20 protein-coding genes are annotated in these 16003 nt (G+C 29.2%); 6 read left to right on the forward strand and 14 right to left on the reverse strand.

Annotated elements, in window-relative coordinates; genetic code table 11:
* Positions 1 to 7: 7 nt before the first annotated feature.
* The gene (gene cmeU, locus AJN64_RS07635; RefSeq protein ID WP_002857293.1) at positions 8 to 259 is read right to left on the reverse strand and encodes a CmeU family protein; all 252 of its coding nucleotides are present in this window, start codon (positions 257 to 259) and stop codon (positions 8 to 10) included.
* A gap of 127 nt (positions 260 to 386) precedes the next feature.
* Here cmeU and AJN64_RS07640 point away from each other — a divergent pair, with 127 nt between their 5' ends.
* Positions 387 to 1733, forward strand: coding sequence for a coproporphyrinogen III oxidase family protein (locus AJN64_RS07640; RefSeq protein WP_002877497.1), 1347 nt, complete (start codon positions 387 to 389; stop codon positions 1731 to 1733).
* Here the strand turns inward: AJN64_RS07640 and hemJ are convergent.
* The 4 genes from hemJ to AJN64_RS07660 form a co-directional block, all read right to left on the reverse strand.
* Positions 1730 to 2182: a protoporphyrinogen oxidase HemJ gene (gene hemJ / locus AJN64_RS07645; protein WP_002866637.1), complete on the reverse strand. Its 453-nt coding sequence runs from the start codon at positions 2180 to 2182 to the stop codon at positions 1730 to 1732. The genes AJN64_RS07640 and hemJ overlap by 4 nt on opposite strands.
* The gene (gene lspA, locus AJN64_RS07650; RefSeq protein WP_002877495.1) at positions 2166 to 2636 is read right to left on the reverse strand and encodes a signal peptidase II; all 471 of its coding nucleotides are present in this window, start codon (positions 2634 to 2636) and stop codon (positions 2166 to 2168) included. The genes hemJ and lspA overlap by 17 nt, the downstream gene beginning before the upstream one ends.
* The gene (glmM, locus tag AJN64_RS07655) at positions 2629 to 3966 is read right to left on the reverse strand and encodes a phosphoglucosamine mutase (protein WP_002857318.1); all 1338 of its coding nucleotides are present in this window, start codon (positions 3964 to 3966) and stop codon (positions 2629 to 2631) included. Before glmM ends, lspA begins: the two co-directional genes overlap by 8 nt.
* A gap of 93 nt (positions 3967 to 4059) precedes the next feature.
* The gene (locus tag AJN64_RS07660; protein ID WP_002857587.1) at positions 4060 to 5085 is read right to left on the reverse strand and encodes a cytochrome-c peroxidase; all 1026 of its coding nucleotides are present in this window, start codon (positions 5083 to 5085) and stop codon (positions 4060 to 4062) included.
* A 199-nt stretch (positions 5086 to 5284) separates the two neighbouring features.
* On the opposite strand from AJN64_RS07660, the gene plsY reads away from it, so the two are divergent.
* The 5 genes from plsY to AJN64_RS07685 all read left to right on the forward strand — a co-directional run bounded on the left by plsY (position 5285) and on the right by AJN64_RS07685 (position 8763).
* Entirely contained in the window at positions 5285 to 5893 is a 609-nt protein-coding gene (gene plsY / locus AJN64_RS07665) for a glycerol-3-phosphate 1-O-acyltransferase PlsY (RefSeq protein WP_002860289.1), read from the forward strand.
* Positions 5878 to 6195, forward strand: a complete 318-nt coding sequence (locus AJN64_RS07670; RefSeq protein ID WP_070292851.1) for a dihydroneopterin aldolase — start codon at positions 5878 to 5880, stop codon at positions 6193 to 6195. Before plsY ends, AJN64_RS07670 begins: the two co-directional genes overlap by 16 nt.
* Before the next feature lie 78 nt (positions 6196 to 6273).
* Positions 6274 to 6945: a homeostatic response regulator transcription factor HsrA gene (gene hsrA / locus AJN64_RS07675; protein ID WP_002857553.1), complete on the forward strand. Its 672-nt coding sequence runs from the start codon at positions 6274 to 6276 to the stop codon at positions 6943 to 6945.
* A 112-nt stretch (positions 6946 to 7057) separates the two neighbouring features.
* Positions 7058 to 7303 (forward strand): YfhL family 4Fe-4S dicluster ferredoxin, encoded by a 246-nt coding sequence (locus AJN64_RS07680; RefSeq protein WP_002854647.1) that lies wholly within the window; start codon positions 7058 to 7060, stop codon positions 7301 to 7303.
* Positions 7303 to 8763: a Ppx/GppA phosphatase family protein gene (locus tag AJN64_RS07685; protein WP_002866641.1), complete on the forward strand. Its 1461-nt coding sequence runs from the start codon at positions 7303 to 7305 to the stop codon at positions 8761 to 8763. The genes AJN64_RS07680 and AJN64_RS07685 overlap by 1 nt, the downstream gene beginning before the upstream one ends.
* Here AJN64_RS07685 and AJN64_RS07690 read toward each other — a convergent pair.
* The 9 genes from AJN64_RS07690 to AJN64_RS07730 form a co-directional block, all read right to left on the reverse strand.
* Positions 8760 to 9557 (reverse strand): hypothetical protein, encoded by a 798-nt coding sequence (locus AJN64_RS07690; protein WP_002876919.1) that lies wholly within the window; start codon positions 9555 to 9557, stop codon positions 8760 to 8762. The genes AJN64_RS07685 and AJN64_RS07690 overlap by 4 nt on opposite strands.
* Positions 9558 to 9866 carry a flagellar motor switch protein FliN gene (gene fliN, locus AJN64_RS07695; RefSeq protein ID WP_002824739.1) on the reverse strand — a complete coding sequence of 103 codons (309 nt, stop codon included), beginning with the start codon at positions 9864 to 9866 and terminating at the stop codon, positions 9558 to 9560.
* Complete coding sequence (locus AJN64_RS07700; protein ID WP_002854524.1) at positions 9866 to 10288, reverse strand: chemotaxis protein CheX; 423 nt, start codon at positions 10286 to 10288, stop codon at positions 9866 to 9868. The genes fliN and AJN64_RS07700 overlap by 1 nt, the downstream gene beginning before the upstream one ends.
* Before the next feature lie 70 nt (positions 10289 to 10358).
* Positions 10359 to 11108: a tryptophan synthase subunit alpha gene (gene trpA / locus AJN64_RS07705; RefSeq protein WP_002854645.1), complete on the reverse strand. Its 750-nt coding sequence runs from the start codon at positions 11106 to 11108 to the stop codon at positions 10359 to 10361.
* A complete protein-coding gene (trpB, locus tag AJN64_RS07710; RefSeq protein ID WP_002854204.1) occupies positions 11101 to 12279 on the reverse strand; it encodes a tryptophan synthase subunit beta in 1179 nt (392 codons plus the stop codon). Before trpB ends, trpA begins: the two co-directional genes overlap by 8 nt.
* Complete coding sequence (locus AJN64_RS07715) at positions 12276 to 12875, reverse strand: phosphoribosylanthranilate isomerase (RefSeq protein WP_002866645.1); 600 nt, start codon at positions 12873 to 12875, stop codon at positions 12276 to 12278. Before AJN64_RS07715 ends, trpB begins: the two co-directional genes overlap by 4 nt.
* The gene (gene trpD, locus AJN64_RS07720) at positions 12862 to 14463 is read right to left on the reverse strand and encodes an anthranilate phosphoribosyltransferase (protein WP_052785448.1); all 1602 of its coding nucleotides are present in this window, start codon (positions 14461 to 14463) and stop codon (positions 12862 to 12864) included. The genes AJN64_RS07715 and trpD overlap by 14 nt, the downstream gene beginning before the upstream one ends.
* Positions 14460 to 15710, reverse strand: coding sequence for an anthranilate synthase component I family protein (locus AJN64_RS07725; protein ID WP_002866647.1), 1251 nt, complete (start codon positions 15708 to 15710; stop codon positions 14460 to 14462). The genes trpD and AJN64_RS07725 overlap by 4 nt, the downstream gene beginning before the upstream one ends.
* Before the next feature lie 164 nt (positions 15711 to 15874).
* Positions 15875 to 16000, reverse strand: a complete 126-nt coding sequence (locus AJN64_RS07730; protein WP_002866648.1) for a hypothetical protein — start codon at positions 15998 to 16000, stop codon at positions 15875 to 15877.
* Between the last annotated feature and the right edge of the window lie 3 nt (positions 16001 to 16003).

Below are 16003 nucleotides of genomic sequence, written 5' to 3' on the forward strand. Positions count from 1 at the left end.
AAATAAATCAAAAATCTTTGTCTAAATCTGCATCTGTAATTTCATAAGCCTTGTAAATAGCAGGCAATAATTTTCTTATAGCATAATCAAAATGATAAAATTGCTTATATACCTCTTCTGGATTTAAATTTTTAGCATTCTTAAAATCAAATACTTCAGTATTATTGATTTTGGCAATATTTTCATCAAAATAAGAGTAAAACTCTGCTCTTTGTTTAAACAAAGCATTTAAATTTTGAACAATTTTGGCTTTATCCATTTTATATCCTTTTTAAATAATTTAAAAACTTAATCCCATTTTTTATTTAAGAAATAAAAAATTTACTCCTATTTTAGCTAAAAATTGATAAAGTTATGTCTTAAATATTTTAATATATAGGCCACTTATGAATTTATTTCAAAATTTAGCTTTAAAATACTCTCATACTATGATGGAAAAATCCCTCCAAAAAGGTTTCAATGTCGAACTTTTAAAACAACCCAAAGAAAAAATTCCAAAACAAGACAAAAGCTATATGCTTTATGCCCATGTACCTTTTTGCCATACTTTTTGTCCTTATTGTAGTTTTCATAAATACTATTATGATGAAAATTTAGCCAAAGTATATTTTCAAAATCTTAGAGAAGAAATTAAAATCATGAAAGATAAAGGTTTTGATTTTAGCTCCATGTATGTGGGTGGTGGTACAACACTGATTAATGAAGAGGAATTATTAAAAACCTTAGAACTTTGTAAAAAGTTATTTAACATAAAAGAAATTTCATGCGAAAGCGATCCAAATCATATTGATCCAAATAAGCTTTCTATGTTTAAAGGTATAATTGATCGTTTAAGTTGTGGGATTCAAAGTTTTGATGATGAAACTTTAAAAAAAGTGGCAAGATATAATAAATTTGGTTCATCTAAAGAACTTCAAGAAAAAATTTCAAAAGCTTTAGGAATTTTACCTATTTTTAGTATAGATCTTATTTTCAATCTTCCAGGACAAAGCGAAAAACAACTTTTAAATGACTTAGAAATTGCTAAAAATTTAGCCCCGCAACAAATCACAACCTATCCTTTAATGAAATCAAATCTTACCAAAGATAATATCGCTAAAAGTTTAGGAGTAAGCATTAAAGATAATGAATTTACTTATTATCAAATCATACGCGAATTTTTTAAAGACTATACTCAAAACAATGGTTGGAGTTTTTCTTTGGAAAAAAATAAACTCAATGACGAATATGTCAGTTCTCATCATGAATACCTAGGAGTGGGCAGCGGGGCTTTTAGCTTTTTAGATGGGGAGCTTTTAATTAATGCATTTAATCTAAATGATTATGCTAAATTTATACAAGAAAAACAAAATGCTAATATAGCCAAAGCTTGTTTTGATAAAAAAGAAATTATCAAATATATCTTTTTAACTGAAATTTTTTCAGGGAAAATAGAAATTGATAAATTCAACAAAACTCTAAATTGCAACCTCGAAAAAGAACTTTTCATAGAACTTTTAGGGCTTAAAACAAGTGGTGCCATCATAAAAGATCAAAATGCTTTAATCGCAACTGAATTTGGTCAATATCTTTTTGTGGTTTTAATGAAAGATTTTTACACAGGAATGGATCTTGTGCGTGCAGTATTTAGAGATGATAAGCGTCTTAAAAATAAAGATTATATCGATATCATGAAAGAAAATATTGATCCGCTTAACTCCGCTAGTATGGAATTTAAAGCGGAGACAAACTAAAAGGGGCGAATAACCATCATTAAAGCGATAATAATAAACATTATAGTTGGGAATTCATTATAAATTCTAAAGTATTTCCCACTTTTAGCAGAAGTATCATTTGCTAAAGCTTTTAAACAATAATAATTATGTATATGAAAAATAATCAAAAGTGTAACACAGGTAAGTTTAACATGCATAAAACCCGCACCTACCATTAAAACTTCCTTATGAGCATGTAACATTAAACTTCCTGTGATTAAAGTTACAATCATTGCAGGAGTTTGTATATAAAAATAAAGTTTTCTTTCTTGAATTTTTACAATCTCGACAAAACCTTTATTGTCTTTATGTTCAGCATGATACACAAAAAGACGAGGTAAATAAAAAAGTCCAGCCATCCAAGAAACAAATGCCAAATAATGCACCCATTTAATCCAAAAATAATAATCATTAATCCATTCTGTCATCTTTTTTCCTTTTTTTAAATATTTCTTGTATTAAAATCAAAGCCACACTTATATTTATCATGACATCTGCAACATTAAAAATAGCAAAATTAAACCATTTATGCCAAAAAAACATATCCACTACACCTCCGTGTATAAAACGATCCAATAAATTTGAAACGCCAGCACCAAGCATCATTCCAAAAGCTATGCTATGAGTTTTTAAAAGTGTTTTTTGCCAAAAAAGATAAATAAAAAGCACGACAATTAAAGCAAGATGTAAATATTTTAAATTATGTTCTAAAAAACTCAACATTGAAAAAGCTACGCCTGTATTTAGAGCATAAGTTAAATCTAAGTATTCACTCTGCCATCTAAGTCCTGCTAAAGTTAAGGATTTTACCCATTGATCAAGGACAAAAACCAAAACAAAGGCACCCCAAAAATAAAAAATAAATTTAAAAGTTTTAGCCATTTAAAGCTTTCTTAAAAAACTCCACAACATTTTTCATTTCTTTTTCTAAGAGCTTAATATCTTTGGCTTCTAGTAAAAGTCTTATCAAATTTTCTGTTCCAGAATAGCGAAATAAGGTATTGATATTTTTATTTTCTAAATCTTTTTTTAATTCTTTTAAACCTTTAATTTTATCTAAATCTTTTTTTTCTGCAATTTTAAGATTGGTTAAAAGCTGAGGATAAGGTTTGACTTGACCCAAAATAGAGCTTGCAGATTTTTTCTTAGAAAGCATTAAAGCACTAAATTGCAAAGCAGCTATCAAACCATCTCCAGTTTTTGCATAATCACTAAAAATAATATGCCCACTTTGCTCTCCGCCAAAATTTCCACCATTGGCTTTTAATTTTTCAAGCACATATTTATCGCCCACATTACAAGTATCAAGTTCTATGCCATGTTTATTTAAAAATTCTTTTAAAGCACCATTACTCATTATAGTGGCTACAACACTTGATTGTAATTTACCTTGTTCTTTAAGATAAAGTGCTAAAACTCCTAATAAACTATCTCCATTAGCCACTTCGCCTTTTTCATCTACAACCACCAAACGATCTGCATCACCATCAAAAGCAAAGCCTACATCTGCACGCAAACGCTTTACCTCAGCAGCTAAATTTGCAGGATGTAAAGCTCCACAATTTTCATTGATATTAAGTCCATTGGGTTTATCGCTCATTACTATAACTTCAGCACCTAATTCCTTAAAAACAGTAGGTGCTACCTTATAAGCTGCTCCATGAGCCACATCTAAAACCACACGCAAAGACTTTAAAGTAAGATCTTTTGGAAAAGAATTTTTAATAGAAACAATATACCTTCCTATAACATCATCAATTCTTTTTGCTTGACCAATTTTCTCCATATCTACCTTAGAGGCTTGTATAAGCTTATCATCAAAATAAATTTCTTCTATTTTTTTCTCTATATCTTCACTGAGTTTATTTCCATGAGCATCAAAAAATTTAATACCATTATCATAATAAGGATTGTGAGAAGCTGAAATCATAATCCCTGCATCACAACGCATATCTTCAGTTAAGAATGCAATCGCAGGAGTTGGCATAGGACCAATTTGTATAACATTATACCCTATAGAAGTAAGCCCTGAAACAATAGCATTTTCTATCATATAGCCGCTTCTTCTTGTATCTTTTCCTACTAAGATATTATTAGTAATACTTTTATCTTTAAAATAAATACCCGCAGCCATTGCTAAACGCATAGCCAAAAAACTATCTAAAAATTCACCCGCTTTTCCACGAACTCCATCAGTTCCAAAAAGTTTCATTGCAAACCTTTCTAGCAAAATTTAAAGACAATTATAACAAAGCTAAGATAAAGAAATTTAAACAAGCTCTAAAATTAGAGCTTGTTTGGAACCTTATAGTTCAGGTTTAGGAGTTTTTTCAGTAGAAATAGGAAGTTGTGGATAAACAATTGCTGGTTTTGTTCCTGTTAAAGATTTTAAGAAAGTTTCAATACTTTTTGCTTCTTTATCAGAAATTTTAATGCCAAGTTGCACACTACCCATTTCCTTAATAGCATCTTTTAAATTCCAAATCGCACCATTATGAAAATATGGAGCAGTTTCAGCAACATTTCTTAAAGTTGGAGTTTTTACCATGCCATTTGCATCACCTTTAAAATCACCTAAATTTGCAAATTTATATTTACCAGCAACTTCAAACGCTTGCATATTGCCACCTAAATTCACACCATTATGACAAGCTACACAACCTTTATCTATAAAAAGCTTTAAGCCTTTTTGTTCTTCTTTTGTTAAAGCTTTTTCATCGCCTTCTAAAAATTTATCAAAACGAGATGGAGTGATCAAAGTTCTTTCAAAATTTGCAATTGCATCAGCAATATTGTCAAAATTTACACCGCTTTTACCATAGATTTTTTTAAACTCACTCACATATTCAGGCAAAGATGAAATTTTTTCTACTGCAAGTTTAGCAGGAGTTGCCATTTCAGGATCAGCTTGGATTGGACCTTTAGCTTGATCGGCTAATGTTCCTGCACGACCATCCCAAAATTGAGTATTATTTAAAACTGCATTATAAACTGTTGGTGAATTTAAATGATGAGGATTTGCTGTCCATTTATGACCTATTGCAGTACTGATTCCATCTGTTCCACCAAGTCCTACATTATGACAGGTATTACAAGAAATGATACCACTTTTTGAAAGACGTGGTTCAAAATAGAGCTTTTTGCCAAGCTCTGCTTTTTCAAGAGTAAATTCACTAGCCTTTACTCCATTTTGTTTTAAAATTTCATCAACGCCTTTTTGATCTTTTGGTAAGGCAACAAGACCTGAATTTTTAGCTTCATCTATAAGACTTGCAGCATTTAAGCTTGAAAAAGCAACTAAGGATGCGATTAGCAATGATTTTACTTTCATTTATAAACTCCTATTAAAGATAAATTAAAATAAAATAATAATCATTTAGAGCTTAAATAAAAATAAATATTATTAAAAAATATTTACAATTAATTAATACTATTTTTATCTTAAAAATTATTTTTTGTTTATTTATTTTCATAAGATATAATTTTTAGTTATAAATCTTAAAATTTTAAGATGATTTGAAAAGGATATTATGGAAAATTTAATAATTTACGCTTTTATATATCTTTTAGGTTCAATCCCTTTTGGGCTAATCCTAGCTAAATTTTTTGCTAAAACTGATATCAAAAAAGAAGGTTCAAAAAGTATAGGAGCAACCAATGTTTTAAGAGTAGTAAAAGAAAAAAATCCCAAACTAGCAAAAAAACTTGCCATTGCTACAATAATTTTAGATTTTGCAAAAGCAGCTATTCCTTTACTAATCTTGAAATTTCTTCATTATGATCAAGCTTTGCTTTGGAGCGTCGCAGTTTTGGCTATTTTTGGACACTGTTTTTCAATTTACTTGTTATTTGAAGGAGGGAAAGGCATAGCAACAGGAGCAGGCGCTATGATAGTTTTACTTCCATTGGAAGTGCTTACAGCATTTATTGTGTGGGTAGTTATTGGAAAAATTTTTAAAATATCTTCGCTAGCTTCTTTAGCAGCGTTACTTGCTTTTGTTATAAGTTCTTTTATATTTAATTATGACTTAGAAATTCATACACATGCACCCGTTTTCATTATCGCTTTTATTATAGTATATAAACATCTACCTAATATTAAAAGATTGATTTTTAAAGAAGAATGCAAAGTCATATAAAAATAAAATTTCACTTTAAGTGTATCATTGGTATATTAGATTTCGAAAGAAGAAAAAAACAAAAAATTATTATCAAGCTTAAAGCTAAAGCAAATGAATTTTTAAATTATGCAGAGGTAATTACCAAAATTAAAACATGGTATAAAAAAGAACAATTTTACACCCTTGAAGAGTCTTTAGACTTTGTAAGCTTAAATTTAAAAAAAGATTTTCCTAATTTAACCAATCTTAACATAAAAATTTTCAAACCCCATATAATAAAAAATGCTACAGTTGGGGTTAAATTGAAAAAAAAATATTAATTTTTTTTTAAAGATATCTAAACATTTACTTAAGCTATGATATAATTCTTTAAATTTTTCTTAATAAGGATAGAACAAATGAGAATTTTAGTTATAGAAGATGAGATTAGCCTAAATAAAACAATTATAGACAATCTTAATGAATTTGGTTATCAAACTGATTCTTCTGAAAATTTTAAAGATGGAGAATACTTTATCGGCATTAGACATTATGATTTAGTTTTAGCAAACTGGACTTTACCTGATGGAGATGGAGCGGAACTTGTTAACACTATTAAGCATAAATCTCCAAGAACTTCGGTTATGATTATGTCTTCAAAAACAGACAAAGAAACAGAAATCAAAGCTTTGAAAGCTGGAGCTGATGATTTTGTTAAAAAACCTTTAGATTTTGATATTCTACTCGCAAGAATTGAAGCAAGACTAAGACTTGGCGGAACCAATGTTATTAAAATTGAAGACTTAGTTATTGATCCAGATGAGGAAAAAATTACTTATAAAGGTCAAGATATAGAACTTAAAGGAAAACCTTTTGAAGTTTTAACGCACTTAGCAAGACATTCGGATCAAATTGTATCCAAAGAACAACTTTTAGATGCCATCTGGGAAGAACCTGAGCTAGTAACTCCAAATGTTATCGAAGTAGCTATCAATCAAATTCGTCAAAAAATGGATAAACCATTAAATATATCTACCATAGAAACAGTTCGTCGTAGAGGATACCGTTTCTGCTTCCCTAAAAAATCTTAACAATTTTGCACCTTCGGTGCAAAAAATTTATCTTTATTTCTATTTTTATATTTTATTTAAGTTTGGTTATTGTATAAACTAAAATTATTTTTTAAATTTTTGAAAGGTTATGATGTCTCTTTTAATTACAAAAGACTGCGTATGTTGTGATGCTTGCAGAGAAGAATGTCCTGATGAAGCTATTTATGAAAATAGTCCAATTTATGTAATAGACCCTGATCTTTGTTCAGAGTGCGTTAATGATTTTTCAGAGCCTGCCTGTATTGTTGCTTGCCCATATGAATGTATCATTCCTGATCCTGATAATGTAGAAACTATAGAAGAATTAAAACTCAAACATAGAGATAGAGAATTTTAATGGCAAAAAAAACAGCCGTTGTTGATCTTGGCTCAAACTCCATTAGAATGGTGATTTTTGAAAAAACTTCTAGATATGGTTTTTATACAACTTGCGAATACAAACGCAAAGTAAGACTTGGAGAAAATGCTTATAATAATGGCAAAATTCTCCAAGAAGAAGCCATGCAAAGAGCCGAAGATGCCTTAGCTTTTTTCAAACAATGCGCTTTAAAGCATAAGTGCAAAAAAATATTTATAGTAGGCACATCAGCCTTAAGAGATGCCCCAAATTCAAAAAATTTCATTAAAAGAATCAAAGATAATCTGTCTTTAAATATACGCTGTATAGATGGAAAAAGCGAAAGTTACTTAGGTGGTCTTGCAGCTCTAAATTTATTAAGTCCTTTTAAAGATGGAACCACTTTAGACATAGGTGGTGGTTCTAGTGAATTGTGTTTAATAAAAAATAATAGAATTATTTCTTGCATATCTCTTGATATTGGCACTGTTAGGCTAAAAGAATTGTTCTATGATACTGGAAAAATGGATTCTTTAGAAGAATTTATAAAACCAATTTTAGAACAAATTCCTAAAGAATTTTGCAATCAAAACCTTATTGCAATAGGTGGAAGCTTAAGAGCAATATCTAATTCCATCATGCAAAAAAATTCCTATCCACTGAAAAATTTACATGATTTTCGCTATATGCTAGATGAAGAAAAAGGGCATATTTTAAAAATTTTTAATTCAAACTTAGACTCTTTAATCAATTTTGGCATAAAAAAGGATCGTTTTGATACCATTAAAGAGGGTATATTTATTTTTTTAAAGATTGCGGAAAAAATAAAAGCCAAACAAGTTATCACGAGTGGGGTTGGAATCAGAGAAGGAGTTTATTTGCAAGATTTACTTCGTCCTAAAATCACTTTTCCACCAAATTTTAATCCTAGTTTAAAATGTTTACAAGATAAATTTTTACAATCAAAACAAAAAAATAAAACTCCACATTTTGCTCTGCAAATTTTTACAACCCTTAAAAATCTTCATAAACTTAACGATAACTATAAGCATACTTTACTAAATGCTGCTAAATTATGCCATATTGGAGAATATTTAAATTTCTATTTTGCTAATGAACACTCTGCTCATTTTGTACTAGGTGGATTAAATTATGGATTTTCACATAAAGAAAAAGCTTTAATTGCTAGCATTATTAAGCTTAATGGAAAAAAAGTTAACCCTTATAATCTTGAACCCTATAAACAACTTTTACCCAATATTCATACCATTTCATGGCTTAATTTTATTTTGTGCCTAGCTAAAACTTTAAGCACAAATGAAGATAAGATTGATTTTGCTTTTGCAAACAATACTCTTTATATATATCAAGAAAACAAAATTCTTAATTTACCCAAAGATGAGCTCAAAAAAATTGCAAAACCAGCTACCATAGCATTAGCAATCAATCAAAAAATTTAAGATTTTTTACCTTTTTGACGCTGCTCTATAAGATTTTGAATTCTTTTTTTATTCTCTTCAAAAAAAGAATCAAAATTTTTCTCTGTTTTTTCTGTATGTTTTATTATTTGTTCCTCTGGAATTTCAACACTTTCTAAAAGCACATTGGAATTACCTATTATCATTGTATAACGTTTATTAGCGTGATCAAAAACAACAAGTTGATTATTTTTATCTAAAAATCTTTGGAAAATCATAGTAAAATCTCTAGAAACATTGTTATTTTTATAAACCATAGTCTTTTTAAACCACCAAAGCACTATTAACAAAATAACTAAAATCAGCATTACTAAGATATAATTTGTATAATCATACCCTTCTAAACTTGTACTTTTTGGTTTAGGCATTAATTCTTGAGAATTATTCGCAGTAGTTGTAGGTACAGATTCGATATTTGCTTTTCCTTGCTCTATAGCTCGTATCCTTACTCCAAATTTATCATTGATAGAGCTAAGTTCTAAATTAATATTTTGTTTGTTTTGTAGCATAATATAGGTATTATTATTTTTAGAACTAATACTAATTTTATCTACAAGTTGAGAGTTAAGTTCTTTTAATTCATCTTTAGAATACGTTAAATCACTAAAAGTTAAAAGAGTTAAATTTTTTTCTTTTTTTTGAGAAATCTTGCCATTATAGGCATTATCAAAAGAAAGCATTAAATCTACTCGATCATTTCTATCGTAGATATTAAAACTAATCAGCTCAACACTATATAAAGGTAAAATTAAAAAAAATAATACTAGCAATCTCATTTAAATTTCTTTTTTAAAGTATTGAAGCACAGTCTTAGAATCCAAAATTTCATTAATTCTTATAGCGAGATTTTTTTCATAAACCATAACCTCGCCTTTGCCAAAAATTCTTTTATTGATATAAAGCTCAACGCTTTCTCCAGCAGGCTTTTCAAGATCAATAACCGAACCTACTTCAAGTTTTAAAAGCTCCGCTACACTCATATTTGTAGTTCCAAGCTCGCTTACAAAATCTACTGTAATATCTAAGATATCTTCATAAGATTGTAAAAGCCCATGATGAATGTTAAACTCTATATCATCGCTCATTATTTGCAATATCCTATTCTAAAATAACAATTTTCAAATTTATAAGTTAAAGCTTCATCTAGAACTATTTCAGAAAAATCAACTTTTCCTAAATATTCCGGAATTCCGAGTTTATACTCGTCATCACCCTTGGCATCATTTAACAAATTTTTAGCATAACCTATAATCTGATTGGCACATTCTTTAGTTAAATCGCACCAGTCATCTTCTTTAAATTTTTCATCATTAATTAAAATTTCTGCAATTTTTTTTAAAAATTCTTTTGGAAAAAATAAATAAAAATTACATTCTCCTTCGCTTTTGCCCATGATAGGAATACTCGCTCCATAAAGTTCACCGCTTATATCTTGAGCTGCTTCAATGCGAAGTCTTAAGATATGCTCGCAAAAATGAGTGATGGAATACTCAAGAATCTTTAACATAGCTACCACCTTTATAAAAAACTTAATTTAAAATTATAGTAAATATAAAATAAAAATATGTTTTAAAATTTTATTTTTTGAAAATTTCTTCAATATCTTTCATTATTATATCCAAATTTCCTTGTTTAAAACACTTTACTATGCTAGTTCCCACAATCACTCCATCAGCAACTTTTCTCATTCTTTTTACATCTTGATTATTTTGAATGCCAAAGCCTACAAAAATAGGCAAATTTGTAAAAGATCTGATTTCTTTTACTTTATCTTGTAAGATTGCTTCTTCGACACTTTTCGTACCTGTAATACCTATGCTTGCTAATAAATAAATAAAACCTTTAGCATGTTTTACTAACTTTTTAACCCTTTCTTTAGGGGTTGTAACACTTACAAGTGTAATTAAAGCTATATTATATCTTTCACACTCTTTAATTAAATCATCACTTTCTTCAAAACTCAATTCAGGCACAATCAAAGCACAAATCCCTAAAGATTTTGCTTTTTTCACAAATTTTTCCAAGCCATAAGAAAAAATTAAATTATAATAAACCATAAAAACCAAAGCTTTTTTAGTTTTTATCCTAGCTAAAAGCTCAAAAACACTATGAATATCCACGCCTTGATCAAGAGCTATTTTTGCCGCATCTGCAATAATCTCACCATCGGCAATAGGATCACTATAAGCAACACCAAGTTCTAAAATATCAATAGGGCTTTGATCCAATCTTTGCAAAAAAGCTTCACTTGTTTGAAGATTTGGATAACCTAAAACCGTATAAGCCACATTTGCATTTTCTTTATAAAATTTTCTAAAATCAACCATAAATCACCCCTTTTTTATAATCTCTAATCATTTGCATATCTTTATCTCCCCTGCCTGAAAGATTTACTACTATCACGCTTTTCTTTTTTAAAGTTGGACAAAGTTTTTCTAAAAATGCCAAAGCATGCGAACTTTCAATCGCTGCAATAATACCTTCTTCTTTACAAAGTAATTTTAAAGCCTGCATACATTCTTCATCACTTATAGCATGATATTGCGCTCTTTTGCTTTCAAATAAAAAAGCATGCAAAGGACCAATTCCTGGATAATCAAGCCCTGCAGAAACACTATGTACAGGCAAGATATTGCCTAAATCATCTTGTAAAACCTTGGTTTTCATACCGTGAATAATGCCTGTTTTTCCCTTATTTAAAGTCGCTGCATGATAAGGCGTATCAATGCCAAGCCCCCCTGCTTCAATACCTATAAGTTTAACATTTTCATCTTTGATAAAATCATAAAAAATCCCAGCTGCATTGCTTCCACCCCCAACAGCTGCGATAATATAATCTACTTTTTTATTGAGTTTTTGAAGTTGCATTTTGCATTCTTTTCCTATAATACTTTGAAAATGCATTACCATTTTAGGATAAGGATAAGGACCTACCGCACTTCCAACCACATAAAAAATATTTTTAATATCTCCAACCCAAGCTTGAATAGCCGCAGTAGTAGCTTCTTTTAGAGTTTTAAGCCCACTTTGTACTGCATGAATTTTAGCACCCAAAAGCTCCATTTTATAAACATTTAAAGCCTGTCTTTGCACATCGGTTGCCCCCATATAAATTTCACATTCAAGTCCTAAAAGTGCTGCTGCAGTGGCTGTTGCAAGCCCGTGTTGACCTGCTCCTGTTTCTGCTATGATTTTTTTCTTTCCCATTTTTTTTGCTAAAAGGGCTTGAGCGATGGCATTATTGATTTTATGTGCTCCGGTATGATTTAAATCCTCGCGTTTTAAATAAATTTCATGCTGATATTTTTTGCTTAAATTTCTAGCAAAATAAAGTGGAGTAGGACGCCCTACATAAGTTTTTAAAAGCTCGTTTAATTCTTTTTTAAAGAGTTTATCTTTAGAAAATTTCAAAAAAGCACCTTCTAGCTCATTTAAAGCAAACATTGCACTTTCAGGCAAAAACTGCCCACCAAAATCCCCATAATACGCTTTTTTCATTTTTTCAACTCCTTTAAAATTTGTTTTATTTTGTTGATATCTTTTAAGCCTTTTTCATCTTCAAGTTTTGAATTAAGATCTAAAATTTTAGCTCCCGTTTGTACAGCCTTATGAACATTATCCAAACCTATGCCTCCAGCTAATATAAAATCTTTAGTATAAGAACCTAATAAAGTCCAATCAAAACTTATTCCATTACCGCCCTTTAAAATTCCCTTAGCATCAAAAAGTACTAAATTAGCAAAAATTTCACTTTTTAAATCTAAACTATTTTCCACACTAATCACCTGCCAAACAAAAACATTTTGCACCTTTAAAATTTCAAATTCTTCTTTGGTAATAGTGCGATAAATTTGTATCCCATCAAGCTTAGCTTCTTTAATACATCTTAAAATTTGTTCCAAATTTTCATCTACAAAAACACCGACAACTTTTTTATCTTTTTCATGAAAAATTGCACTTAAATTTCTTGCTTGTTCTAAACTCACTCTTCTTGGACTTTTAGCAAAAATAAATCCAAAAAAATCAATATTTAAAAAAGCTAAATCTTTGGCATTTTTTTCATCTTTAATACCACAAATTTTAAGCTTTAGCATAAGCTTGATACTCCTTAAAATATTCTATAACCTTACCTGAATAAATGGCTTCTAAAATCATATCTTTAGCCACTAAAGGCGAACTTGCTTTATTGGCTGTATAAAGTGCAAACATAGCATTTAAAACTACCAAATCAAATTTTGCCCCTTGCATTCTACCGCTTAAAATATCTTTTAAATCTTTAGCGTTGTCATATGCACTAGATCCTATGATTTCACTATGAAAAGCTCTTTTAAAACCAAATTGTTCAGGACAGATAGAATACTCTAAAATTTCTCCTTCACAAAGCTCATAAATTTTACTTTCATCGCAAATACTAAGCTCATCCATACCATCATTTCCTCTTACCACTAAAGCTTTTTTGCGTCCTAAATTTTTTAAAACCTCTATCAAAAGCCTATGCACAGGTGCGTGATAATTTCCCATAAGTTGATATTTTAACTTTAAATTAGGGTGCAATAAAGGACCTAAAACATTAAAAACCGTTCTTACTCCAAGTCTTGATCTGATCTCTTTAAGTTCTCCTACTAAAGGATGAAAAAATGGAGCATGTAAAAAACTAAGCCCTTGATTATTTAGTTGTTTTAAAACTGATTCTAAAGTATTTGGAGTAGTTATACTTAAAGCTTCTAACACATCTGTACTTCCACTAGAACTTGAAATGGCACGATTTCCGTGTTTGGCTACTTTTACTCCTAAAGCTGCTAAAATAAAAGCACTAGTCGTAGAAACATTGATACTTTTAAAACCATCTCCACCCGTTCCACAAATATCAATCATCTCACTCTCATCACTAAAAGTTTGAGAATATCTTAAAATTTGTCTTACAAAAGCACTTAAAGATTTTTCGTTTAAAGACTTTTCAGTGATTAAAATCAACAAAGCCGCCACTTGCAAAATTTCATAATCTTTAGACATAATAATCTTACAAATTTGCTCAAAATCATCGCTTTGTAAAAAATGATTTTCACTCATTTTTTGCAAATAAAAACTTAAAGGATTTTCTTGTTTTTGTGATTTTTTTATATCTTGTTTTAAAAAATTAGAAAAAAGTTGTAAGCCATATTCACTAAAATAGCTTTCAGGATGAAATTGCACACCATAATAAGGTAAATTTTTATGTCCCAAAGCCATAATCACACCCTTTTCATCAAGGGCTAAAATTTCAAGCTCATCACTAAGCTGTTTAACCTCTAAAGAATGATAACGCATCACGCTAAAATTTAAAGGTAAATTAGAAAATAATTCATTTTCCTTGCATTGTTTTATCAAAGAATTTTTTGCATGCATAGGCTCTTGCATCTTAACCACTAAAGAATCAAAAGCTAAAGCTAAAGCTTGATGTCCTAAGCAAATGCCCAAAACAGGGATATTAAGCCTTGCTTTAAAAATTTCAAGACAAATCCCACTTTGACTTGGATGCTTTGGACCAGGACTTAAAATAATATGAGTAGGATTTAAATTTTTAATTTCACTCAGAGAAATTTCATCATTTCTTCTTACTAAAATTTCATCATTGCTGAGTTGCTCTAACATGCTTTTAACATTAAAAACAAAAGAATCATAATTATCAATTAAAAGTATCATTGATTTTCCTTTTTTAAATTTTCAAAAGCTACCAAAAGCGCCCTACGTTTAGCACAAATTTCTGCATATTCTTTTTGACTCTCACTTTGCAAAACAATACCCGCCCCACTTGCCAAATAAGCCTTATCTTGAGTAAAAAAAGCGCAACGAATTAAAATCGCTAAAGTTATGTCTTCGTTAAAATTTAAAAATCCTACCGCACCACCATAAACTCCACGATCGCAATCCTCAAGCTCACTAATGATCTCTAAAGCTCTTATTTTAGGAGCTCCGCTTAAAGTTCCCGCTGGAAAAACTGCCTCAATCACATCGAAAATACTCGCATCTTCTTTCATATTGGCATACACTTCACTCACTATGTGCATTACAAATTTATTTTTAATAATAGAAAAAAGATTTTCCACTCTTGTTTGAGTGCCAAATTTAGAAGCATCATTTCTTGCTAAATCTACAAGCATCTTATGTTCACTAAGTTCTTTTTCATCACTTAAAAGATCTTTTTCTAAAGCTAAAAGATCACAGTTATTTTCCAAATTTCTAGTTCCTGCAATAGGGGCTAAATAAATCTCTCTTTTTTTAATTTTTAATAAAAACTCTGGAGAAGAACCCAAAACAACACCATATTTGCTTGGAAAATAAAACATATAAGCACTTGGATTTAAAGTACTTAAACTCTCATAATAGTCAAAAGCATTTACTTGATGCTTGATGCAAAGTTGCTTACTTAAGACCACTTGAAAAATATCTCCACTTAAAAGATATTCTTTAGCTTTTTCACACATTTTTAAAAAATCATTTTTCTCATCTTCTAAAGAGTTTAAAATTTCAAAATCATTTTTTTGTTTCGTTTTTATTGGCTCAATATCATCTTTTAAATATTCAAAATATTTTGAAGCGCCAAATTTAAAAAACATTTTGCTATTTTTCTCATAAATCAAATAAGCTTTAGCATTGGCAAATAAAAATAAAGGAAAATCATAATTTTTCTTAGAAGAAAGTGGAATTTTTTCAAACAAAGATACAAAATTCGCACTAAAAACTCCAAAAAATCCAGCAAAGTCACAAATTTTATTCTTGCTTAAAGCTTCATAATATTTTGCCTTAAACTCGCTAAATGATAATTCATTAGCATCTAAATAATCACAATCAATCCCTATAATTACCTTAGTCAAATCCTCTGCAAAATAAGAATTTTCAAATTTTTCAAGGATTTGTCTGTAATAAAAATTTACATTTTTAACAAACATAATAAACCTTTTTTTAAAAAATAAATTAAAATAATATTAAAGAAAAAATTTAGATAAAAAGAAGTTTAGAAACGCCAAGAGCGAAGAGTATGTGTAAGTTTTAAAATCAAAGAATTACTAAAAAAATCATTTTCACTCATCTTTTACCTTTCTTATAAAATATTTCAAAAATTAAGACTTTTATGAAAATTTTTAAAGTCTAAATTAATTTTAATCAATAAATATAAATTTTGCTTTAAATTTAAAATAGATATTATAAAATCTTTATATTTTATAATATTTTGAAACATTTT

It is taken from the genome of Campylobacter sp. BCW_4332, from assembly GCF_001763175.1.
Taxonomy (GTDB): domain Bacteria; phylum Campylobacterota; class Campylobacteria; order Campylobacterales; family Campylobacteraceae; genus Campylobacter_D; species Campylobacter_D jejuni.